At 66.5% G+C, this 21853-nt stretch carries 19 protein-coding genes and 1 pseudogene; 5 read left to right on the top strand and 15 right to left on the bottom strand.

Features of this window, described 5'->3' with window-relative positions:
- Window positions 1–16: 16 nt before the first annotated feature.
- A complete protein-coding gene (locus LOC59_RS07945) occupies window positions 17–760 on the bottom strand; it encodes an MIP/aquaporin family protein (RefSeq protein WP_227895747.1) in 744 nt (247 codons plus the stop codon).
- Window positions 761–1001: 241 nt separating this feature from the next.
- On the opposite strand from LOC59_RS07945, the gene LOC59_RS07950 reads away from it, so the two are divergent.
- Genes LOC59_RS07950 through LOC59_RS07960 form a run of 3 tightly spaced genes read left to right on the top strand, consistent with a single transcriptional unit; the run spans window position 1002 to window position 3885 of the window.
- Window positions 1002–1838 carry an aldo/keto reductase gene (locus LOC59_RS07950; protein ID WP_227895746.1) on the top strand — a complete coding sequence of 279 codons (837 nt, stop codon included), beginning with the start codon at window positions 1002–1004 and terminating at the stop codon, window positions 1836–1838.
- Window positions 1838–2764, top strand: coding sequence for an alpha/beta fold hydrolase (locus LOC59_RS07955; protein WP_229971377.1), 927 nt, complete (start codon window positions 1838–1840; stop codon window positions 2762–2764). The genes LOC59_RS07950 and LOC59_RS07955 overlap by 1 nt, the downstream gene beginning before the upstream one ends.
- Window positions 2761–3885, top strand: coding sequence for a glycosyltransferase family 4 protein (locus LOC59_RS07960; RefSeq protein WP_229971379.1), 1125 nt, complete (start codon window positions 2761–2763; stop codon window positions 3883–3885). Before LOC59_RS07955 ends, LOC59_RS07960 begins: the two co-directional genes overlap by 4 nt.
- Here LOC59_RS07960 and LOC59_RS07965 read toward each other — a convergent pair.
- A pseudogene (locus tag LOC59_RS07965) lies at window positions 3882–4895 on the bottom strand (NADP-dependent oxidoreductase). The gene LOC59_RS07960 and the pseudogene LOC59_RS07965 sit on opposite strands and share 4 nt — an antisense overlap.
- A gap of 167 nt (window positions 4896–5062) precedes the next feature.
- On the opposite strand from LOC59_RS07965, the gene LOC59_RS07970 reads away from it, so the two are divergent.
- Window positions 5063–5506 carry an Hsp20/alpha crystallin family protein gene (locus tag LOC59_RS07970; protein WP_227916698.1) on the top strand — a complete coding sequence of 148 codons (444 nt, stop codon included), beginning with the start codon at window positions 5063–5065 and terminating at the stop codon, window positions 5504–5506.
- A 4-nt stretch (window positions 5507–5510) separates the two neighbouring features.
- Here the strand turns inward: LOC59_RS07970 and LOC59_RS07975 are convergent, their stop codons facing one another.
- From LOC59_RS07975 to pyrR, 13 genes are all read right to left on the bottom strand, one after another.
- Window positions 5511–7679 (bottom strand): primosomal protein N', encoded by a 2169-nt coding sequence (locus tag LOC59_RS07975; RefSeq protein ID WP_229971381.1) that lies wholly within the window; start codon window positions 7677–7679, stop codon window positions 5511–5513.
- 5 nt (window positions 7680–7684) lie between these two features.
- Window positions 7685–8908 (bottom strand): methionine adenosyltransferase, encoded by a 1224-nt coding sequence (gene metK / locus LOC59_RS07980; protein ID WP_227916696.1) that lies wholly within the window; start codon window positions 8906–8908, stop codon window positions 7685–7687.
- 90 nt (window positions 8909–8998) lie between these two features.
- A complete protein-coding gene (coaBC, locus tag LOC59_RS07985) occupies window positions 8999–10243 on the bottom strand; it encodes a bifunctional phosphopantothenoylcysteine decarboxylase/phosphopantothenate--cysteine ligase CoaBC (RefSeq protein ID WP_229971383.1) in 1245 nt (414 codons plus the stop codon).
- A 39-nt stretch (window positions 10244–10282) separates the two neighbouring features.
- Complete coding sequence (gene rpoZ, locus LOC59_RS07990; RefSeq protein ID WP_055241005.1) at window positions 10283–10543, bottom strand: DNA-directed RNA polymerase subunit omega; 261 nt, start codon at window positions 10541–10543, stop codon at window positions 10283–10285.
- 39 nt (window positions 10544–10582) lie between these two features.
- On the bottom strand, window positions 10583–11152 hold the full coding sequence (gene gmk, locus LOC59_RS07995; RefSeq protein WP_227895738.1) for a guanylate kinase: 570 nt from the start codon (window positions 11150–11152) through the stop codon (window positions 10583–10585).
- 60 nt (window positions 11153–11212) lie between these two features.
- Window positions 11213–11530 carry an integration host factor, actinobacterial type gene (mihF, locus tag LOC59_RS08000; protein ID WP_227895737.1) on the bottom strand — a complete coding sequence of 106 codons (318 nt, stop codon included), beginning with the start codon at window positions 11528–11530 and terminating at the stop codon, window positions 11213–11215.
- Window positions 11531–11668: 138 nt separating this feature from the next.
- Entirely contained in the window at window positions 11669–12535 is an 867-nt protein-coding gene (gene pyrF / locus LOC59_RS08005; protein ID WP_227895736.1) for an orotidine-5'-phosphate decarboxylase, read from the bottom strand.
- Window positions 12528–15824, bottom strand: a complete 3297-nt coding sequence (gene carB / locus LOC59_RS08010) for a carbamoyl-phosphate synthase large subunit (protein ID WP_227895735.1) — start codon at window positions 15822–15824, stop codon at window positions 12528–12530. The genes pyrF and carB overlap by 8 nt, the downstream gene beginning before the upstream one ends.
- The gene (carA, locus tag LOC59_RS08015) at window positions 15824–16960 is read right to left on the bottom strand and encodes a glutamine-hydrolyzing carbamoyl-phosphate synthase small subunit (RefSeq protein WP_227916733.1); all 1137 of its coding nucleotides are present in this window, start codon (window positions 16958–16960) and stop codon (window positions 15824–15826) included. The genes carB and carA overlap by 1 nt, the downstream gene beginning before the upstream one ends.
- A gap of 38 nt (window positions 16961–16998) precedes the next feature.
- Window positions 16999–17514 (bottom strand): PH-like domain-containing protein, encoded by a 516-nt coding sequence (locus LOC59_RS08020; protein WP_227895734.1) that lies wholly within the window; start codon window positions 17512–17514, stop codon window positions 16999–17001.
- Window positions 17502–18878, bottom strand: a complete 1377-nt coding sequence (locus LOC59_RS08025; RefSeq protein ID WP_229971385.1) for a dihydroorotase — start codon at window positions 18876–18878, stop codon at window positions 17502–17504. The genes LOC59_RS08020 and LOC59_RS08025 overlap by 13 nt, the downstream gene beginning before the upstream one ends.
- Window positions 18875–19873, bottom strand: coding sequence for an aspartate carbamoyltransferase catalytic subunit (locus LOC59_RS08030; RefSeq protein ID WP_227895732.1), 999 nt, complete (start codon window positions 19871–19873; stop codon window positions 18875–18877). The genes LOC59_RS08025 and LOC59_RS08030 overlap by 4 nt, the downstream gene beginning before the upstream one ends.
- The gene (pyrR, locus tag LOC59_RS08035) at window positions 19870–20451 is read right to left on the bottom strand and encodes a bifunctional pyr operon transcriptional regulator/uracil phosphoribosyltransferase PyrR (protein WP_269437245.1); all 582 of its coding nucleotides are present in this window, start codon (window positions 20449–20451) and stop codon (window positions 19870–19872) included. Before pyrR ends, LOC59_RS08030 begins: the two co-directional genes overlap by 4 nt.
- Window positions 20452–20652: 201 nt before the next feature.
- Between pyrR and LOC59_RS08040 the strand changes: the two genes are divergently transcribed.
- Complete coding sequence (locus LOC59_RS08040) at window positions 20653–21816, top strand: PrsW family intramembrane metalloprotease (RefSeq protein ID WP_229971387.1); 1164 nt, start codon at window positions 20653–20655, stop codon at window positions 21814–21816.
- Window positions 21817–21853: the final 37 nt, after the last annotated feature.

Below are 21853 nucleotides of genomic sequence, written 5' to 3' on the forward strand. Positions count from 1 at the left end.
ACCGGTGGGTACGGGCCTACAGAATTTCGGGCAGTGGAATATACGAGCCTATCCAGCCGCCGAGGGCACCGCCGACCAGCGGTCCGAGGACCGGAACCCAGGCGTACGACCAGTCGCTGTTCCCCTTGTTCCGGATGGGAAGCAGCGCGTGGACAATACGCGGGCCGAGGTCACGGGCAGGGTTAATGGCGTAACCGGTGGGTCCGCCCAGGGATGCACCGATGCCGACGACCAGCAGTGCGACGGCCAGCGGCCCAAGCCCCGAAGGCGTACCGGCGAAGGCCACGATGGTGAACATCAGCATGAATGTGCCGACAACTTCCGTCACGACGTTCCAGCCGTACGAACGGATCGCAGGACCGGTGGAGAAGACACCAAGGATGTTCGCGGGATCCGGCTCGTCGTCAAACTGCTTCTTGTAGGCCAGCCATGCGGCAACGGCGCCGATCATGGCTCCGAGCATCTGCCCTGCGAAGTAGACAAGCGTAGAGCCGATGGAAACCTCGACGCCGGGAACGAACTCGTCGGCGCCGCTGGTGATGATGCCTACGGTCACGGCCGGGTTGATGTGGGCGCCGGATATAGCGGCGGCGTAGACGCCGGCAAACACGCCGATGCCCCATCCCCAGTTGACCATCAAGAAGCCGCCGCCGTTGCCCTTCGTCTTGCCAAGGGCGACGTTGGCGACAACGCCGCAGCCAAGGACTATCAGTGCTGCGGTCCCCAGCATCTCGCTGAGGAATACCTGTCCAAGAGTCACCACGACTCTCCTCCGATCCGTTAGTTTCGCGCTAAGGGTGTAAGTGAGGATAAAAGCACTGCTCAGGCGGCTCTTCAAGCGAGATTCCCGATATGGGAGCCTCTCGGGGCGCACTGTAAGGCCCTATGCAATCAAGCTTTTCCCCAAAAGGCCATAAACCGGGGGAAACTCCCGTAGGGGTTTGCGACACCGGCCCGCCGCGGACGAAGTGCATGCCTGCTTCTCTCGGTAGAGTTGCAGCATGGAACCGGCAGCAAAAGTGACCCTGAACAACGGCGTACTCATGGACCAGGCAGGGTACGGGACCTACAAGGTTCCTCCGGCGGACACCGCGTCACTGGTCAGCGCGGCGCTCTCGCTCGGCTACCGGCATATCGACACGGCTGCCCTGTATGGAAACGAAGAGGGCGTCGGAGCAGCGGTCAGGAACTTTACGGACGCCGGGCATGTGGTCAGGGAAGACCTCTTCGTCACGTCGAAACTGTGGAACACCGACCAGGGATACGACGCCGCGTTCCGCGCCTTTGACACGTCCATGGAGAAACTCGGCTTCGATTACCTTGACCTGTACCTGATCCACTGGCCCTGCCCGGCCCGCGGCCTGTTCACGGAAACCTACCGTGCGCTCGAAGAGTTGTATGCGCAGGGTCGGATCCGGGCGATTGGCGTCTCGAATTTCCACCGGGAGCACCTTGAGGAGCTCATGGACGCGACCAGCGTGGTGCCCGCGGTGAACCAGGTGGAGGCTCACCCCTGGCTGAACCAGTCTGACCTGTTGAAATTCCACGACGCACATGGCATCCGCACCGTCGCCTGGAGTCCCCTGGGCCGCGGCGCTGTCCTTGAGGATCCGGTAGTCAAAGACATTGCCGTGGACACCGGGCGCTCCGCAGCACAGGTGGTCCTGCGCTGGCACCTCCAGAACGGCAACACCGTGATTCCCAAGGCCAGCAGCGAAGACCGAATGGCCGCCAACCTGGATATTTTCTCCTTCGAACTCAGTGCCGAACAGATGTCCGCGCTCAACGAACTCGATTGCGGCCGCCGCACCGGGTCTGATCCCAGCGAGGTGAACTAGTGCCCCTGCTTCACCGGCACGCAGTTTCCGGCGGAGTTCCGCTGCCCTACGAACGACAGGCCAATATCCGCACCCTTCCGGTGCAGGGAACAGCGCAGCGTTTCTGGGACTTCCCCGCTGCCGCGGACCTGGAGGAAGCACCGGCAATTTTCATGGTGCACGGCTTCCGCGGAGACCACCACGGCCTGCTCCGCATCGTCGAGGCGCTGCCCGCGCACCGTGTGATCGTGCCGGACCTGCCCGGATTCGGCCAGGGCGCAGTCCTGCCGGGCACGCACGATGCGCAGGCCTACGCGGATTTCGTGCGCGAATCGTTCGGGTCCCTCGGACTCGGCCCGCACACCGTCCTGCTCGGCCATTCCTTTGGGTCCATCATCGCTGCCCGCCTGGCAGCCGGCTCTCCGGAGCTGATCAGTGAACTCATCCTGGTCAACCCCATCTGTGAACCCGCGCTGGAAGGCCCCAAGGGCATTACGAGCAAGATCGCCGAGCTGTACTACCTGGCCGCGGCCAAACTGCCGGAAGGCCCGGGACACGCACTGCTGACGAATCCGCTGATTGTCCGTGCCATGAGTGTGCTCATGGCAAAGACCCGCGTCCCGGGGCTCCGCCGCTGGATCCATGCCCAGCACGATGCCTATTTCAGCGCTTTTGCCTCCCGCGCCGTCGTACTGGAAGCCTTCCGGTCCTCCATTTCCGAAACGGTACGGGATTCGGCAGCCCGGCTGGCGATGCCCGTCCTGCTGATCGCGGCGGACCGGGACGACCTCGGTTCCGTCCCGGCCCAGCAGCGCCTGGCCTCGCTGATTCCGGATGCAGAGCTGGAGATCATCGAGGGAGCCGGCCACCTGGTGCACTACGAGGCACCCGATACGGCTGCGGCACTCATCACCGATTTCCTGAAGCGGAGGCACGCCACCTCATGAAAATCGTCTTCGATGCCCGGTTCACCCGAACAGACCAGCACGACGGGATCAGCCGCTACGGCGCAAGCCTCATTGAAGCGGTCTCCCGCCGCGCCGAGGTCCACATGCTCATCAGTGATGAGCGGCAGCTCGCACTGCTGCCGGACGTGCCCTGGACCAAGATCAATTCCCCGCTCTCCCCCGCCGAGCTCTTCGTGGCCCGCCAGGTGAACAAGCTGGGCGCCGACGCCGTCGTCTGCCCGATGCAGACCATGGGGTCCTGGGGCCGGCGGTATCCGCTGGTCCTGACCCTGCACGACCTGATCTACTACCAGAACCCCACACCGCCGCGTTTCCTGCCGGCACCGGTCCGCCTGCTGTGGCGGCTCTACCACCTGGCCTACTGGCCGCAGCGCCTGCTGCTCAACCGTGCCGACGTCGTCGCCACGATCAGCCACACCACGAAGGACATGATGACGCGGCACCGGCTGACCAGGCGTCCGGTGCGCCTGGTCTCCAATGCTCCGCAGCCCGGCGCTGTTCCGCGGGATGCCGGCAGTCCGCCGGAGAAGATCCTGCTGTATATGGGATCGTTCATGCCCTACAAGAATGTCGAAACGATCGTCCGCGGCATGTCCGGCCTTCCCGGATACACGCTGCATCTGCTCAGCCGGATTAGTCCGGAACGGCGTGCGGAGCTGGAAGCGCTCACCGACGACCCCTCGCGCCTGGTGTTCCACAACGGCGTGAGCGACGAGGAATATGATTCCCTGCTGCGGCGGGGAACGGCCCTGGTCACGCTCTCCAAGGCGGAAGGCTACGGCCTGCCGGTGATCGAATCCATGGCCGCCGGGACGCCGGTGATTGCCAGCGACATTCCCATCTTCCGCGAGGTATCCGGCGGAGCTGCACTCCTGGTGGACCCGGACCGTCCCAAGGCGTTCGCCTCGGCAGTGGATGAACTTTCGACGCCGGAACGCTGGCAGGAGGCATCAGCCGCCGGGGTACGGCGGGCAGCCGAGTACGACTGGGACAATTCCGCGGCACAGCTGGTACAGGCGGCGGAAGAAGCGTCGCGCCTCTTCGCCGGCAAACGCCGGGACCGGCGCCGCCCGCCGGTCCGGCTGCACCGGCAGGGCTAGGCCAGCCGGACGATCATCTTGCCCCGGTTGGCACCTTTCATCATGTCGATAAAGGCCCGGGGTGCGTTCTCCAAGCCGTCAACGAAGGTCTCGTCATAGCTGACCTTCCCGTCCCGCAGCCATCAGGCCATCAGGCCGGCGAATTCACCGGCGTACCGGTTGTAGCTGTTGGCAATGAAGCCGCGCAGGGTGAGCTCCTTGCCGATCGCCTGGAAGAGGTTCCGGGGAGCGCACTGCGGCTCGGTGCTGTTGTAGGCAGAGATTGCTCCGCACATGGCCACCCGGCCGTATTTGTTCAGGACGGAAATCGCAGCTTCCAGATGCTCACCTCCGACGTTGTCGAAGTAGACGTCAATGCCGTCCCCGGCAGCGGCTTCCTTGAGCTGCTCCTTCACGGGACCGTCGTGGTAGTTGAACGCGGCGTCGAACCCCAGTTCAAGCAGCCGCTCCACTTTCTCCGGGGACCCGGCACTGCCGATAACGCGGCCGGCACCCAGCGCCTTGGCGATCTGTCCGGCCAGGGAGCCCACCGCCCCGGCAGCTCCGGACACGAAGACTGCGTCGCCCTCCTTGAATCCCGCAACCTTGGTCAGCCCTGCCCAGGCCGTGAGTCCGGTCAGCCCCAGCGCACCGAGATAGGCGCTGGCCGGTGCCAGCCCGGTGTCGATTCCCCGGGCCCTCTTCCCGTCGACCACGGCGTAGTCCCGCCAGCCGAAGCTGTGCAGCACGGTGTCCCCCGGCTTATGCGCCTCGGAACGTGATTCCACGACTTCACCAACCGCACCGCCTTCCAGCGGCTGGTCGAGCTGGAACGGCGGCACGTAGGACTTTGCGTCATTCATCCTCCCGCGCATGTACGGATCCACGGACATCAGCGTGTTGCGCACCAGAACCTGGCCGTCCTGCAGCTCCGGGACCGGCACCTCCGTGAGCCGGAAATTCTCATCGGCGGGCCACCCTTTGGGGCGCGACGCCAGCTGGATTTCACGGCTCTTCCCGGAATAGGACATGGATCTCCTTTCAGGTGTGCTCCCCCGGACACACGAATGAACTATCAGCATCCTGTCTATCACGAGCGTTTCCCCGGGCCTACGCCGACGGTTTGGCGTAACTCACACCGTTTCAATTGGGGAAGGCAGAAAGGCCGGACCTAAAATTGCTACACCAAAGAACGACTTTGCAGGAGTTGATCGACATGCCCATGGGGGACCTGCCCCGGGATCGCGAACATCTCAGGGCGGTACTGCAGGCGCGCAGCGCGGCGCGCGGAGGCACCGCCGTCGACCTCTACCGGAGCGATGGCTACCTGGTGCTCAATGCAGACCTGCCGGGAATTGATCCCGGTTCCCTCCAGGTGGAAATAGACGGACCGGCAGTCGTGATCCGTGCCTACCGCACGCTGCGGGGCATGGACCGGGATACCCGCTGGGATGTCCGTGACCGCGAAGCCGGGCAGATCCTCCGCCGGGTGATGGTCGGCGAAAGTGTTGACGCTGCCGGGATTGCACCGCATTATGCCGCCGGAGTCCTGAGCCTGTATCTTCCCGTGAAGGCGGGGCGCCGCCGGCGCAGCGTCCCGGTCGCGTTTCCCCGGCAGGAGCTCCCCGGCGAAGCTGCCTAGGCGGCTACAGGATGTCTTGTCCGTCAACCCTGATATAGACGGGATCGCCTGTGCGCCGGGCCGACAGGGCGGCCTTGGCGGCGCGCATGGCCGCGGTGAGTGCGGCGGCGTCGGCATAGGGGAAGAAACACAGGGTGCGCCAGCGCACCGCTCCGTTCAGGTTCCCTTGTTCCTCGCTGCGGTACGACGCCGTGTCCTCCACCGGCGCCGGTCCCACGATCCGTGCCGTGTCCGGCACCTCGAGCCGGGAGATGAATCCCTCGAGGCCTTCCCGGGAACCGGTGAGCTCCGCAAACCTGACCGCCGGAGGCAGGCCCAGTTCCCGGCGGAGGCCGAGCTCCCGCTCCGCTGCACCCGCCGGATCCCACCGCAGCAGGTGTCCCACGGTGGCAGAGTCGTCCGCAGTCACCACCACCACTCCCCCGTCGCCCGCGGGCCGAACCAGCGCGGCGGCGGTCAGCCAGCGCCGCAGGGTTTCTTCCTGCGCGTGCAGTGACTGTCTCGAGAGCATGGCCGTGCCGTCCAGCAGCAGTCCGGCCGCGTAACCGGACGGCGCAACGGGCTCGGCTCCCGGCGTTGCCACGACCAGGGCCGGCGCATCCGGAACATCGGTGCGGATATGGTCTCCGGCGGAGGAAATGACGGGCACCGACGGAAAGGCCCGCCCCAGCTCTTCGGCAGTGCGGCCGGCGCCGGCAGTCGAAGCACGAAGCCGGAAGCTTCCGCAGGAAGGGCAATGCCACCGCGGCTCCGGCCGCGCGCACCAGCGGCAGGCAGGCAGGGCGTTGCGGCCGGCCTGCGCCAGCGGTCCCTGGCACTGCCTGCAGCGTGCGGGTTCACGGCAGTCCTGGCAGGAAAGGGCAGGTGAAAACCCGGTACGTGCCACCTGCACAAGCACCGGCCCGCGCTTGAGGCCATCCTGTGCAGCTTTCCAGGCAGCGTGCGGGATCCGGGCCCGCGCGGCAAGCGGGTCGCGTTCCATGCTGAAGCTATCCGCGGTGCTCACCACCCGCGGCGTCGACTTCCGGACCAGCGCACGCTCGGCGCCGAGGGCGGCCGCCCACCCGGACTCGACAAGCCGCTGGGCTTCGGTACTGCGGGCATGGGAGGCGACGAGCATGCCCGCACCCGCAGCCTCTGCCCGCAGCAGCAGCACGTCACGGGCATGCTGGTAAGGGGCCCGCTGCTCGGCGTGCAGGCCGTCAGCGTCATCCCAAATGCAGACCAGCCCCAGGTTCGCCACCGGGGCATAAGCGGCAGAGCGGGTGCCGACGGCAACAGACGCATCCCCGTAGAGGAGCTGAAGGAAGCTGCGGTAGCGCGGCGTCGGCCCGTCTTCACCGGTCAGGCGGACGGCGGTACCTTCGGGTACGCGGGCCTGCAGGGCTGCCATGACGCGCGCCAGGTCCTTTTGGTCCGGCACGACGACGACGGCACCGCGCCCGGAAAGCACAGTAGCCTCGACAGCAGCCGCGATTTCCTCCGGCCATGCGTCGGGGCCGTAACCCCGCAGCGAGGCCAGGACCGCACGCGGGCTGTGTCCGGCGGCAAGATGCCCCAGGAACCGTGGACCATGCGGGTAGAGACGGAAGGGACTGGTGGTCTCCGGGACGCTCCCGGTTTCAGCCCCGCTTTCAGAGCCGGGGGTATCGGCGCTGGTTGCGGGCCCGCTGCCGGGGAGATCGGTCTTCAGGGCCCCGTCAACTGTCCGGCCGGCGAATTCCTTCTCTACGCGGGCAACGCGGGGCGGTACTGCTACGCGCAGCACGTCGTGGACCGATCCGGCATACCGTGCCGCCACGGCCTCGGCCAGTGAGAGGATCTCCGGGCTGAGGACGGGGACCGGTGACACCACCTTGCCGAGGTACACCAGCCGGGCGGTGGTCTCGGAGGATTCCAGCCGCGCGGTGAGGAAACCGGGCAGCTCCTGGCCCCCGAACCGGACTTTAACGCGCACGCCGGGACGTGCATCGCCGTCGAGTTCCGCCGGAACCAGGTAATCGAAAGGGCGGTCCAGGTGCGGAAGCGGTGAATCCAGCAGGACCCGTGCAATCGGCAGGGCCGGTGCAGTTTGGGCCTTGCCCACCGGAGCTGCCGGCTGGGCGAAGCCGTGCAGCAGTGAAAGCTGGACGGCCTCGCTTTCCGGGGTGCCGTGGCCGGCCCGCTCTCCCATGGGGGCTAGGCGTTGAAGTAGCTGCGCAGGTCCTCGACCTTGTCGAGGCGCTCCCAGGTGAAGCCTTCCTCTTCACGGCCGAAGTGGCCGTGTGCCGCAGTCTTCTGGTAGATGGGCCGCTTCAGGTCCAGGGCGTTGATGATGCCCAGCGGACGCAGGTCGAATACGTCCTCAATGGCGGAGGCGATGCGCGCCGGGTCCACCGTTTCGGTGCCGAAGGTTTCGACGTAGATACCCACGGGATGGGCCATGCCGATTGCGTAGGCGATCTGGATTTCCACCCGGCGGGCCAGGCCGGCGGCAACCACGTTCTTGGCAACCCAGCGCATGGCGTAGGCAGCTGAGCGGTCCACCTTGCTCGGGTCCTTGCCGCTGAAGGCTCCGCCGCCGTGGCGGGAGAAACCGCCGTAGGTGTCGACGATGATCTTCCGGCCGGTCAGACCGGCGTCCCCAACGGGACCGCCGATCACGAAAGGCCCGCCGGGATTGATGATGTGCCGGACGTTCGAGGTATCCAGGTCGGTGCCGGCCAGGACCGGCTCCACCACCTGGGAAATCATGTCAGCGTGCAGCTTCTCCTGGTCCAGGTCTGCGGCGTGCTGGGTGGAGACGACCACGGAGTCTACGGAAACCGGACGGTCGCCGTCGTACCCGATGGTCACCTGCGTCTTGCCGTCCGGACGCAGGTAGGGCAGCATGCCGTTCTTGCGGACCTGGGTCAGGCGCTCGGAGAGCCGGTGCGCCAGCCAAATGGGCGTGGGCATGAGGACGCTGGTCTCGTCACTGGCGAAACCGAACATGATGCCCTGGTCGCCGGCTCCCTGCGCATCGAGGGGATCAACGGAGGTGCCGGAGCGGTTCTCCACCGAGTTGAAGACCCTCGAGGCGATTTCCGGGGACTGCTGGCCGATCGAGACGGAGACGCCGCAGCGGGCACCGTCGAATCCGTTGGCAGACGAGTCATAGCCAATTTCCAGAATCGTGTCCCGGACCAGCTGGGGAATCTCCACGTAGCCTTCCGTGGTCACCTCACCCGCGACGTGCACCAGTCCGGTGGTCACGAGGGTCTCCACGGCTACCCGGGATTCGGGATCTGCCTTGAGCAGCCCGTCCAGGATCGCGTCGCTGATCTGGTCACAGATTTTGTCCGGATGTCCCTCCGTCACAGACTCGGAGGTGAACAGCCGGAGGGTGCGCTCGGCGCTGGCAGGCGTATTGCTGGAAGTCACGGGTTTACTCTACTTCGTTCCGGGGACACTCCCCTTCGGTGGACGTGCGGTGCGACTCGGGGCACAGCAGCGTCAGTTATCTTCTTGCGGTTAATGGGACGGCAGGGGCGCGTCAAGCTCGTCGGCAATGCGGTCCAGGATATGCCGGGCGATCTCTGCCTTGGTGCCGGCGACGGCAATCGGCTCGGTCCCGGGGGCGTCCTGCGGGGAGAGGATGCGCACCTCCGTGGTGTCCTGGCCGAACACCAGCGAACGGCCCACCTGGTTCAGGACCAGCAGGTCACAGCCCTTGCGTTCCAGTTTTCGGCGGCCGTATTCCAGGACAGAGGACGTACCGTCACCGGTTTCGGCCGCGAAGCCGACGATCAGGGCCGGGCCGCTGCCGAGTTCGGCACGGCGCTGCACAGCCTCAGCCAGGATGTCGGGGTTCCGCACCAGGGTGATGACCGGATCGGCTCCGTCGTCGCGCTTCTTGATTTTGTTTTCGGCCAGCTCGCCGGGGCGGAAGTCGGCGACTGCGGCAGCCATCACCAGGATGTCCGTCTCCGCTGCGGCCTGATGCACCGCGACCCGCAGTTCCAGGGCGGTCTCCACCTGCACCAGCTCAGCGCCGGCCGGAACGGGGACCTCCATATGGGCGGCGATCAGCCGGACGCGGGCGCCCTCAGCCAGGGCAGCTTCGGCGACGGCAGCGCCCTGTTTTCCGGAGGAGCGGTTGCCGAGGAAGCGGACCGGATCCAGGGGCTCCCGGGTACCTCCGGCGGTGACAGTTACGGTTTTTCCGGCCAGCCTGCCCGCAGCGGCCCCTACTGGCGCGGCAGCAGCCAGGGCAGCGGCAAAGATCTCCGACGGTTCCGGCAGCCGGCCGGGACCTGAATCCTTGCCGGTGAGCCGGCCCGATGCCGGTTCCATGACGACCGCCCCGCGCGACCGCAGGGCGGCCACATTTGCCTGCGTAGCGGGATGATTCCACATTTCCGTGTGCATGGCCGGGGCGAAGAACACCGGCCCGCGTGCCATCAGGAGCGTGTTGGTCAGCAGGTCGGAGGCCAGTCCTGCCGCGGCCCGCGCCAGCAGGTCCGCGGTAGCCGGTGCCACCACGATCAGGTCAGCCTCATGGCCGAGCCGGACGTGGTTCACCGTGTCCACGGCGTCGAACACCGAAGTGCTGACGGGGTGGCCGGACAATGCCTCCCATGTGGCGATGCCGACAAAACGCGTTGACGCCTCCGTGGGCACCACCTGGACGGTGTGGCCGGCTTCAGTGAACAGGCGCAGCAGCGATGCCGACTTGTAGGCGGCGATGCCGCCGCCTACCCCCAGGACAATGCGCACGCCTGCCCTACCTCCCTTGCGGTGGTTCCGCTATTCGGCTTATTCCGCGGTTTCGTTCGCGCGGACCACCAGCATGCCGTCGTTGATCTCGCGCAGGGCGATGGACAGCGGCTTCTCGTTGAGCTTGGTTTCCACCAGCGGGCCAACGTATTCGAACAGGCCTTCGTGCAGCTGGGAGTAGTAGGCGTTGATCTGGCGGGCGCGCTTGGCGCCGTAGATGACCAGGGCGTACTTGGAATCAGCGGCCGTCAGCAGGTCGTCGATCGGCGGGTTGATGATGCCTTCAGGCTGGGTAGACAAAAGATCTCCAAAGTTTTCGTGCGGATCAAGAACAGCAGCTCAGCGTTGGCGAGGGCTGATCCCCATGAGTGAAACGAGCTCTGCTGCAGCCCGCTGAACGTCATCATTGATGACAGTGTGATCGAACTCGGGCTCGGCAGCAAGTTCCAGTTTAGCGGTTTCCAGCCGGCGCTGCTGCTCTTCGGGTGTTTCCGTGCCCCGGCCGACCAAACGGCGGACCATTTCGTCCCACGACGGCGGTGCCAGGAACACGAAATTGGCCTCGGGCATGGACTCCTTGACCTGGCGCGCTCCCTGCAGATCGATCTCCAGCAGGACGGACCGGCCCTCTGCCATCGCTGCCTCGACCGTCCGCCTCAGCGTCCCGTACCGGTTATGGCCGTGGACGACGGCCCACTCCAGCATCTGGCCGTCGGCGACCAGCTGGTCGAACTCCTCGCCGCTGACGAAGAAGTAGTGGACGCCGTTTTCTTCGCCCGGGCGCGGAGCCCTGGTCGTGGCGGATACGGAAAGCCAGACATCCGGATAGTTGTCCCGGATATAGGTGGACACAGTGCCTTTGCCAACGGCGGTGGGACCTGCCAGAACTGTCAGCCGCGGTTGCGACACGTAGACCTCACTTGGTTTGTTGAAGGTCCGACGCCGCCGCCCGCGGTGCGCGGAACAGGCTCAGTCGGACTCGAGCAATTCAATCAGCGCCTTGCGCTGGTGGACACCGAGACCCCGCACGCGGCGGGTCGGGGCGATACCCACGGTAGCCATTATTCCAGCTGCGCGCCGCTCCCCCACACCGGGCAGTGCACGCAGCAGGTCCACTACCTTCAGGCGCCCCACGGCTTCCTCACTGGAACGCGAAACGATGACCTCTTCGATGGAAAGCTCACCGGACTTGATCCTGGACTTAATCTCAGCCCGCACAGTGCGGGCGGCGGTGGCCTTTTCCCGCGCCCTGGTGCGCTCTGCTTCGGTCAGTGGTTTGAGGTTCAATTGACTCTCCCGGACGAAGTCAGCCCGCCCGGTCCCTGTTTGGCCCGGCGGTCAGTCGGTTACTTGGCTAGTGTCCGAACCTATCCGCAAGGTGTCCGCTTTGCAACGGATACCGGCTTCGAAAGCCACTGCGAACCCCTACGCGCGGGGCAGCCCTTCCAGCGTCCGCTCCGCTGCGGCCTGCAGCGACGCTTTGTCCGGCCCCGCTTGGAGAATCTCCCGGCTGGAGGTGGCCAGGACGTTGCGGTAGGCGCCGCCGAACGTGGACTGCAGGTCCCGGCCAGTGGCGCCCTGGGCGCCGAGGCCCGGAGCCAGGATCGGTGCGTTGGCAGCTTCCAGGTCAATGCCCAGATCCGCCAGCGCCGTGCCGACGGTGGCGCCAACCACGAGGCCGGTGGAACCCAGCGGCAGCTCGCCGGCATTTTCGGCAGCCACGGCATCCACGATGCGCGCTGCGACCGAGCGGTCCCCGCCGACGTGCTGGACGGAGGCGCCTTCCGGGTTCGACGTCAGGCCCAGTACGAACACCCCGCGGCCGGTGGCGGCCGCCAGGTCCAGTGCCGGACGCAGCGATTCGTAACCCAGGTACGGGCTAAGCGTCACCGAGTCCGCCGCCAGGGGTGACCCCTCTCGCAGCCAGGCATCAGCGTAGGCCGCCATGGTGGAGCCAATGTCCCCGCGTTTGGCGTCGGCAATGGTCAGGACGTCCGACTCAGCGCAGGCTGCCAGCAGCTTCTCCAGCACCGCAATGCCGGCGGAGCCGTGGCGTTCGAACAGCGCCACCTGGGGTTTCAGGGCAGCAGCCCGCTCCCCCACCGCCTCCAGGACGGTGAGCGAGAAATGCTCGAGGCCGGCGGCGTCGTCGTTCAGTCCCCAGGCAGCCAGCAGGCCAGGATGGGGATCAATTCCGACGCAGAGCGGGCCGCGCGCGTCCATCGCCGCCCGCAGGCGCGCACCAAACGGTGCGCGCCTGCGGGCAGAGTTACCGGCCTGATCCTCAGGCAACGGTGGAGGCCTGGAGCTTGGCCGCGTATTCCTGGAGCGAGCAGACATCCCACTCGTAGGAACGCATCGCTTCGATGGCCTGCACGGCTGCGGTGAACTCGGACACCGTTGTGATGACCGGGCAGCCGATCGATGTCGCGGCGGCGCGGATCTCGTAGCCGTCGCCGCGGGCCTGACCGCCCGAGGGGGTGTTGATGACCATGTTGATGTCCCCGGCGGTGATGAGGTCAACCACGGTGCCTTCGCCGTCCGGTCCGGTGCCCTCGCCGACCTTGCGGACGGTGGTGGCCTGGATGCCGTTGCGGCGCAGCACGTCGGCCGTGCCGCCGGTGGAGAGGATCTCGAAGCCGAGGTCGCTCATGAGCTTGACCGGCATGATGATCGCGCGCTTGTCCCGGTTGGCGACCGAGACGAAGACCTTCCCCGCCGTGGGCAGGGCCGAGTTCGCTGCGGCCTGGGATTTGGCGAAGGCGGTGTCGAAGTACTTGTCGATACCCATGACTTCACCGGTGGAACGCATTTCCGGACCCAGCAGGGAGTCGACGACCGTACCTTCCGGGGTGCGGAAGCGGCTGAAAGGCAGCACGGCTTCCTTGACCGCCACCGGAGCGTCCAACGGCAGGGCCGAACCGTCGCCAGTGGCCTTGAGCTTTCCGTCGGCGCGCAGCTGCGCGATCGTGGTGCCCATGCCGATCAGCGCTGCGGCCTTGGCCAGCTGCACGCCGGTGGCCTTGGAGACGAACGGCACGGTGCGGGAGGCACGCGGGTTGGCTTCGATCACGTAGAGCACATCCGAGGCCAGCGCGAACTGGATGTTGATCAGGCCGCGGACTCCGACGCCGGAGGCGATGGCACGGGTGGCTTCCACCACGCGGTCCACCACATCGGTGCCGAGCGTGATGGGCGGCAGCACGCAGGCCGAGTCACCGGAGTGAATGCCGGCTTCCTCGATGTGTTCCATGATCCCGCCGACGTACAGGTCGGTTCCGTCGAAGAGGGCGTCGACGTCGATCTCGATGGCGTCTTCGAGGAAGCGGTCCACCAGGACGGGGTGGTCCGGGGTGATTTCCGTCGCGTTGGCGATGTAGCGGGAGAGGTTGGCCTCGTCGTAGACGATTTCCATGCCGCGTCCGCCCAGGACGTAGGACGGTCGGACCAGGACCGGGTACCCGATCTCGTCGGCAATTTTCTTGGCGTCCTCGAAGGAGACAGCGGTGCCGTTCTTCGGGGCGATGAGCCCGCCTTCGTCCAGGACCCGCTGGAAGGCACCGCGGTGCTCTGCCAGGTCGATTGCCTCCGGGGACGTGCCCAGGATCGGGATGCCGGCGTCGGCCAGCGACTGCGCCAGCTTCAGCGGGGTCTGCCCGCCCAGCTGCACGAAGACGCCCAGGACGCCGCCGGTGCGCTGCTCGGCGTGGATAACCTCGAGGACGTCCTCAAGGGTGAGCGGCTCGAAGTACAGACGGTCCGAGATGTCGTAGTCCGTGGACACCGTTTCGGGGTTGCAGTTGATCATCACGGTCTCGTGCCCGGCTTCGCGCAGCGCCATGGTGGCGTGGACACAGGAGTAGTCGAACTCGATGCCCTGGCCGATGCGGTTCGGGCCCGAACCGAGGATGATCACGGACGGCTTGGCGTGCGCCGCAACTTCGTCCTCCTCGTCGTAGGAGGAGTAGTGGTAGGGCGTGTAGGCCGCGAATTCCGCGGCGCAGGTGTCCACCGTCTTGTACACCGGACGGATGCCCAGCACGTGCCGGACACCGCGGACCACGGACTCGGGCTGGTTGGTCAGCTTGCCGATCTGTTCGTCGGAGAATCCGTGTCGCTTGGCCAGGCGCAGCAGCTCTTCGGTGATCTGGCCGGCGGCGGCGATTTCCTGCGCCACCTCGTTGATCAGTTCCAGCTGGTCGAGGTACCAGGGGTCGATGCCGGTTGCTTCGTAGAGCTGTTCGGCGGTGGCGCCGCCCAGCAGGGCCTGCTGGACCTGGGCCAGGCGCTGCGTCGTGGGACGCTTGGCAGCTTCGATCAGCCCCGGCACCGCGGCGGGGTCCACCGGGTCGAAGGAGAGCTGGGAGCCCTTCTGTTCCAGGGAACGCAGGGCCTTCTGCAGCGCCTCGGTGAAGTTGCGGCCAATGGCCATGGCTTCGCCGACGGACTTCATGGTGGTGGTCAGCGTGGGATCGGCTGCCGGGAACTTCTCGAACGCGAAGCGCGGCACCTTCACGACAACGTAGTCCAGCGTCGGTTCGAAGGAGGCAGGAGTCTTCTTGGTGATGTCGTTCGGGATCTCATCCAGCGTGTAGCCGAGCGAGAGCTTCGTGGCGATTTTCGCGATCGCGAACCCGGTGGCCTTCGAGGCGAGGGCGGAGGAGCGCGAAACGCGAGGGTTCATTTCAATGACGACGACGCGGCCGGTGTCCGGTTCAATGGCGAACTGGATGTTGCAGCCGCCGGTGTCGACGCCCACCTCGCGGATGACGGCGATCGCGATGTTGCGCAGGTTCTGGTACTCGCGGTCCGTCAGGGTCATGGCCGGGGCCACGGTGATGGAGTCGCCGGTGTGCACGCCGACGGGATCGAAGTTCTCGATGGAACAGACAACCACCACGTTGTCGTTCTTGTCCCGCATCATTTCCAGCTCGTATTCCTTCCAGCCGAGGATGCTCTCTTCGAGCAGCACCTCGGAGGTCGGGCTGTACTGGATGCCCGCGCCGGCGATGCGGCGCAGGTCTTCGGCGTTGTAGGCCAGGCCGGAGCCGAGCCCGCCCATGGTGAAGGAGGGACGGACCACCATCGGGTAGCCCAGCTCGTCCGCCGCGGCGAAGGCTTCGTCCATGCTGTGCACGATGATCGACTTCGCCGATTCGGCACCGCAGCGCTCGACGACGCCCTTGAACTTCTCACGGTCTTCACCGAGCTCGATGGCTTCGATGTTGGCGCCGATGAGTTCAACGTTGTACTTCTCCAGCACGCCGTTCTTGTCGAGGGCGATTGCGGTGTTCAGCGCCGTCTGTCCGCCGAGGGTGGGCAGGACGGCGTCGGGGCGTTCCTTGGCGATGATCTTCTCGACCACTTCCGGGGTAATCGGCTCGACGTAGGTCGCGTCGGCGAACTCCGGGTCGGTCATGATCGTGGCGGGGTTGGAGTTGACCAGGATGACCCGCAGGCCTTCCTCCTTCAGCACGCGCAGTGCCTGCGTGCCGGAGTAGTCGAATTCGGCGGCCTGGCCAATGACGATCGGGCCGGAGCCGATCACCAGGACGGACTTGAGATCGGTTCTGCGGGGCATTAGCGGGATTCCTTGTTCTTGCTGGAGGCCATCAGGTCGACGAAGCGGTCGAAGAGGTAGGCGGAGTCGTGCGGGCCGGCGGCGGCTTCGGGGTGGTACTGGACGGAGAATGCCGGAATGTCCAGGCAGGCGAGGCCTTCCACCACGTTGTCGTTGAGGCTGATGTGACTGACTTCAACCTTGCCGAAGCGGGCTTCCGGAGCGGTGACCGGCCCGTCCAGCGGTGCGTCGACGGCGAAGCCGTGGTTCTGGGAGGTGATTTCCACCTTGCCGGTGCGGCGGTCCAGGACCGGCTGGTTGATGCCGCGGTGGCCGTAGGGCAGCTTGTAGGTGCCAAAGCCGAGGGCCCGTCCGAGGATCTGGTTCCCGAAGCAGATGCCGAAGAACGGGGTGCCGGTGTCCAGCACGTCGCGCAGCAGCTTCACCTGGTCATCAGCCGTAGCGGGATCGCCCGGACCGTTGGACATAAAGACGCCGTCCGGGTTCAGTGCCTGGACGTCCTCGAGGGTGGCGGAGGCGGGCAGCACGTGGACGCGCACACCGCGCTCGGCGAAGCGGACCGGGGTCATCGACTTGATGCCAAGGTCCAGTGCGGCGACGGTGAACAGCGGCTCGCCTTCCCAGCCGTGGGCTGCGGGCTCGACGACGTAGGCCGCCTCGATGCTCACTTCCTCCGCGAGCCGGGCACCGGCCATGGACTCCTGGGCGCGGACTTCGGCCAGCAGTTCGGCGTCGGTGCGCTGTGCTGCTTCGCCGGAGAAGATGCCTGCCTTCATGGCGCCGCGTTCACGCAGGTGGCGGGTGATGGCCCGGGTATCGACTCCGGAGATCCCGACGACGCCCTGGGCGGCGAGGTCTTCGTCGAGCGTGCGCTCAGAGCGCCAGTTCGAGGGCTTGCGGGCGGCGTCGCGGACGATGTAGCCGGCCACCCAGATGCGGCGGGATTCGGCGTCGTCGCTGTTTACACCGGTGTTGCCGATGTGCGGAGCGGTCTGTACCACCAGCTGGCGGGCGTAGGAAGGATCCGTGATGGTTTCCTGGTACCCGGTCATGCCGGTGGCGAAGACGGCCTCGCCCAAGGCAGTTCCCTTGGCGCCGTAGCTGCGGCCGCGGAAGGTCCGGCCGTCCTCCAGCATGAGGACAGCTGTACTCGGGGCGGGCGTTTGGTTCACTGTCACAGTTGTTCCTCGCTAGATGTTGCAGATTCCGGCAGCAGCGCCTTGATCGCCGAAACCAGGGGTGTCTTGTGGTCGGCTGCCCGGGTGCGGAACCCGGTGTCGACCGGTTTTGGTCCGAGCTGCCAGGTCACCAGGACCAGGCCTTCCTTCTCCACGAACTTTCCGGCCATGCCGCGTTCCAGGCGAACATCGCGCAGGTCGGCCCGGGGAATCCAGACGTCCGGTGCTCCCTTGCGGGCGAAAAGCAGTCCCTCGTCGAACACGGCAGCGGTGGCGACCGACTTCACGCCCAGACCGTAGACCGCTACCCGGTCCAGCCAGTCTCCGGCGGTGGTGGTGGCCACATACTGGCCGTCTGCCTCGAACCGCGGAAGGTCAAGGCCGTCAGGCAGCGGGCGGGGCCGCGGAATATCCGCCTGCCGCTGCCGGCGGCCGCGCCAGCCCAGCGCAAAAAGCGCCAGGATAACGGCCGCGCCGATGACGACGCAGATAAGAAATATCAGCCAATCCACGGCGTCTCCTCAGCGGGTGCGGGGCGCGGTGCGTTCAAGGCCCCGTCCAGGACGGTGGGGTGTCCGGCAAAGAAAGCCGCGCGAACCGCTCCGGGCAGTTCCAGGCCTGCGTAAGGACTGTTTTTGCCCATGGTTGCCATCTTATGCGGGTCCACCACACGCCGCGCAGCCGGGTCAACCAATATGACGTTGGCCGGTTCCCCCGTTTCCAGCGGCCTGCCTTGCGTCGCAACCCGGCCAATCTCTGCCGGAGTGGCCGATGTCACGCGGGCAAAGTCCGCCCACGTCATCATTCCCGTATCGATCATGGTCGCCTGGACCACCGAGAGCGCGGTTTCCAGTCCGGTCATGCCCATGGCTGCCTGGGCCCATTCGCATTCCTTGTGCTCGCTTGGGTGCGGGGCGTGGTCAGTGCCGACAATGTCGATCGTTCCGTCGGCCAGGCCGCGGCGAAGCGCCTGGACGTCCGATTCGGTGCGCAGCGGAGGATTCACCTTGTACACCGGGTCGTAGCTGCGCACGGACTCGTCGGTCAGCAGCAGGTGGTGCGGCGTGACTTCGGCGGTGACGCTGATGCCGCGTTCCTTGGCCCAGCGGATGATCTCCACGGAGCCGGCGGTGGAGACATGGCAGACATGCAGGCGTGAGCCGGTGTGCTGGGCCAGCAGGACATCACGGGCGATGATCGATTCTTCGGCGACGGCGGGCCAGCCGGGCAGCCCGAGGATGGCGCTGACCTCGCCCTCGTGCATCTGGGCGCCGTCGGTCATCCGCGGTTCCTGGGCATGCTGGGCGACGACGCCGTCGAACGCCTTCACGTATTCCAGCGCGCGGCGCATCAGCACCGGATCATGGACGCACATGCCGTCGTCGGAGAAGACGCGGACGCGGGCACGTGAGTCGGCCATGGCGCCGAGCTCGGCCAGGCGTTCGCCCTTCAGGCCCACGGTCACGGCACCGACGGGGCGGACGTCGACCCAGCCGGACTTCAGGCCCAGGCTGTATACCTGCTCCACCACGCCGGCGGTATCAGCCACCGGGTTGGAATTGGCCATGGCATGGACCGCGGTGAAGCCGCCCAGGGCGGCGGCGCGGGTACCGGTTTCAACTGTTTCCGCGTCTTCGCGTCCGGGTTCGCGCAGGTGCGTGTGCAGGTCCACCATGCCGGGCAGGGCGACGAGGCCGTCGGCGTCGATTACCAGGGCGCCTTCGGGCGCCTCGAGGTCCTGGCCCACGGCGGCGATCACGCCGCCGCGGATGAGGAGGTCGGCACGTTCGGCGCCCAGCAGCGAGGCGCCGCGGAGAAGGTAACCGGATGCCGAGTGGACGGGGTTTACGGAGGGTGCGGGTGTTGCAGTAGTCACTGTGCGGAAGCTTCCTGTGGTGTGCGCTGTGAGGTGCCCTCGCCGGAGAGCAGGAGATAGAGGGCGGCCATGCGGACGGAGACGCCGTTGCTGACCTGTTCCAGCACGGTGGAACGGCGCGAATCGGCGGCGCGGGAAGAGATTTCCAATCCGCGGTTCATGGGGCCGGGATGCAGCAGGATCGTGTCCTCCAGCCCCAGGGCATCCAGCCGGTCCAGGCGGACGTCGTCGAAACCCCAGCGGCGGGAGTACTCACGGACCGTCGGGAAGAAGGCCGAATGCATCCGTTCCGCCTGGACGCGGAGCATCATGACGGCGTCGGGGCGGGTCTCCAGCGTCTCGTCCAGGGAGTAGCTGACCGTGCAGGGCCACGTTTCGACGCCGAAGGGCAGCAGCGTGGGGGGAGCCACCAGGGTGACATCCGCGCCCAGGGTCTTCAGCAGCCACAGATCGGACCGGGCCACCCGGGAATGCAGGATGTCCCCTACGATCGCCACGTGCATGCCGGAGAGGTCCGTTCCCTGTGAGCCGGTGCCGTGCAGCCGCGCCCAGTGCCGGCGCATGGTGAAAGCGTCCAGCAGTGCCTGGGTGGGGTGCTCATGCGTTCCGTCTCCGGCGTTAAGCACGGCGGCATCGATCCAGCCGGAGCCGGCCAGCCGCGCCGGAGCGCCGGAGGCGCCGTGGCGGATGACGACGGCGTCCGCGCCGATAGCGGCCAGCGTCTGCGCCGTGTCCTTCAGCGACTCTCCCTTGGACACTGAGGAGCCCTTGGCGGAGAAGTTGATGACGTCGGCCGACAGCCGTTTCGCTGCGGCCTCAAAGGAAATGCGGGTACGCGTGGAGTCTTCGAAGAAAAGGTTCACCACTGTCCGTCCGCGCAGGGCCGGAAGCTTCTTGACCTCACGCTCCCCTACTGCGGACATGGCCTCCGCTGTGTCCAGGATGGAGATGGCGTCCTGGTAGGAGAGGTCCAGAGTGGAGAGCAGGTGCTTCATACGGTGCCTTCAATGACTACTTCGTCCACGGCCGGGGTGTCCGTCTCGGCCAGCCGGACGCGCACCGTTTCAACGGCGGCTGTGGGCAGGTTCTTTCCTACGTGGTCTGCCCGGATCGGCAGTTCCCGGTGCCCGCGGTCCACCAGGACCGCCAGCCGGACCGCGCGCGGCCGTCCCAGGTCGATCAGCGCATCCAGGGCCGCGCGGATGGTCCGCCCGGAGAAGAGCACGTCGTCAACCAATACGACGACTTTGCCGTCGATGCCGCTGGGGGGCAGTTCAGTGGGGTGCGGAGGACGCGTGGGCTGGCGTGCCAGGTCGTCACGGAACATCGTGACGTCGAGCTGCCCGGTGATGGCAGCGGCATCCACGGAGGGATCAGCGGCTGCGATTTTTGCGGCGAGGCGGCGGGCCAGCGGATAGCCGCGGCGGGGAATACCCATCAGCACCAGGTCGGTGCCGCCCTTGTTGGCCTCGAGGATCTCGTGGGCGATGCGGGTTAATGCTCGGTCAATATCAGCTGAAGCCAGAACGGTGCGGGCAGGCATAACGGCCTGCGGCGGATCACTGGGACCCATATTCTGCTTCCTCCTTCCCCGCCTCACAGGACGGATTTAAAGGTTGAATGCCCTCCAAAACTATCACAGCAGGTGAGCCGTATATTCTGGGGCGATGACAGGCACAGGAGTATGACGTCCCTGCCCGCGGGGCAGCCACAGCAGCCAGCGCAGCCCGGCCAGCCGGGACTGCCGGGGCAACCGGGCCATCCTGGTCAGCCAGTGCACCCGGGACATCCGGCTGCTGAGCTGCCCGGCTTCGGCATGCCGCGGCCCGCCCGGCGCGGCAGCGCAGGAGTGCTCAACGTGCTGCTGCTCATTGCAGCGGCCGCCGTGGTGGCCGGCGTCGGAATGTTCCTGTTCGCAGCCCTGGGAAGCGAAGCCTTCCTGCTGTGCGGCATCCTGGCCCTCATCCCGCTGGGGATCTGCCTGCTGGGCCTGCACTGGATCGACCGCTGGGAGCCCGAACCACGCGGAGCACTGGTGTTCGCTTTCCTCTGGGGCGCAGGCGTTTCTGTGGCGATTACCCTGCTGCTGGGCAGCATGGTCAATGAGGTCCTCATGACGCTGCTCCCCCTGACGCCGGCGGACATCGTCGCCACAGTGGTCCAGGCGCCCCTGGTGGAAGAAGTGGCCAAGGGGCTCGGGGTGCTGCTGCTTGTCTTTGTGCGCCGAAGCCACTTTGACGGCCCCCTGGACGGGATTGTCTACGCGGGAGTTATCGGAGCCGGCTTTGCCTTCATCGAAAACATCCTCTATTTCAGCGCCGCCCTGCTGGAAGCCGGCAGTATCGGGCTGCAGCTGGGATTCGTGTTTGTGCTGCGCGGTTTGTTCTCGCCTTTCGCCCACGTGCTTTTTACCGCTGCGATCGGCCTGGCCCTGGGAATCGCAGTCCGGAAGCCGGGTGGCGGACGGATAGCTGCGGGATTCACCGCCGGGCTTGCTGCCGCCGTGGCCGGCCACATGTTCTGGAACGGCGGCATGGCACTGGTCTATGACGATTTCTTCCTGTTCTACTTCCTGATGCAGGTCCCGCTCTTCGGCCTGGCCGTGGCAGGGGTTGCGTACCTCAGGAAGGCTGAGCAGCGCCTCACCAGGGAGCGGCTGAGTGAGTACTGTGCCGCCGGCTGGTTCACGCCGACGGAGGTCCAGATGCTCTCCACCGCGGACGGTCGCCGCCGGGCAGTGGGCTGGTCCGCCCAGTTCGGCGCCAGGGGACCCATGAGGGCGTTCATCCGGGAGGCGACCAATCTGGCACTGACCCGGCAACAGCTGGTCAACGGCCGGGACCCGAGGCGCAATGCGGCCCGCGAAGAACGGCTGCTGGAAGAACTGACCCGCACCCGCGAGTCACTTCTGCAGGCCGCCGTGTCCCGCCGGGCATAGCTGCCGCCGCCGAGCGGTTCAGGACAGCACAAAGCCC

The sequence above is a fragment of the Arthrobacter sp. zg-Y916 genome, from assembly GCF_020907385.1.
GTDB classification, from domain to species: Bacteria; Actinomycetota; Actinomycetes; order Actinomycetales; family Micrococcaceae; genus Arthrobacter_B; species Arthrobacter_B caoxuetaonis.

Bases quoted from the DNA above. Each gene is read 5' to 3' on its own strand.
- LOC59_RS07950 (WP_227895746.1), top strand. From the start codon at position 1,002: ATGGAACCGGCAGCAAAAGTGACCCTGAACAACGGCGTACTCATGGAC.
- LOC59_RS07960 (WP_229971379.1), top strand. From the start codon at position 2,761: ATGAAAATCGTCTTCGATGCCCGGTTCACCCGAACAGACCAGCACGAC.
- LOC59_RS07975 (WP_229971381.1), bottom strand. From the start codon at position 7,679: ATGGGAGAGCGGGCCGGCCACGGCACCCCGGAAAGCGAGGCCGTCCAG.
- carB (WP_227895735.1), bottom strand. From the start codon at position 15,824: ATGCCCCGCAGAACCGATCTCAAGTCCGTCCTGGTGATCGGCTCCGGC.
- carA (WP_227916733.1), bottom strand. From the start codon at position 16,960: ATGCTGGAGGACGGCCGGACCTTCCGCGGCCGCAGCTACGGCGCCAAG.
- LOC59_RS08030 (WP_227895732.1), bottom strand. From the start codon at position 19,873: ATGAAGCACCTGCTCTCCACTCTGGACCTCTCCTACCAGGACGCCATC.
- pyrR (WP_269437245.1), bottom strand. From the start codon at position 20,451: ATGGGTCCCAGTGATCCGCCGCAGGCCGTTATGCCTGCCCGCACCGTT.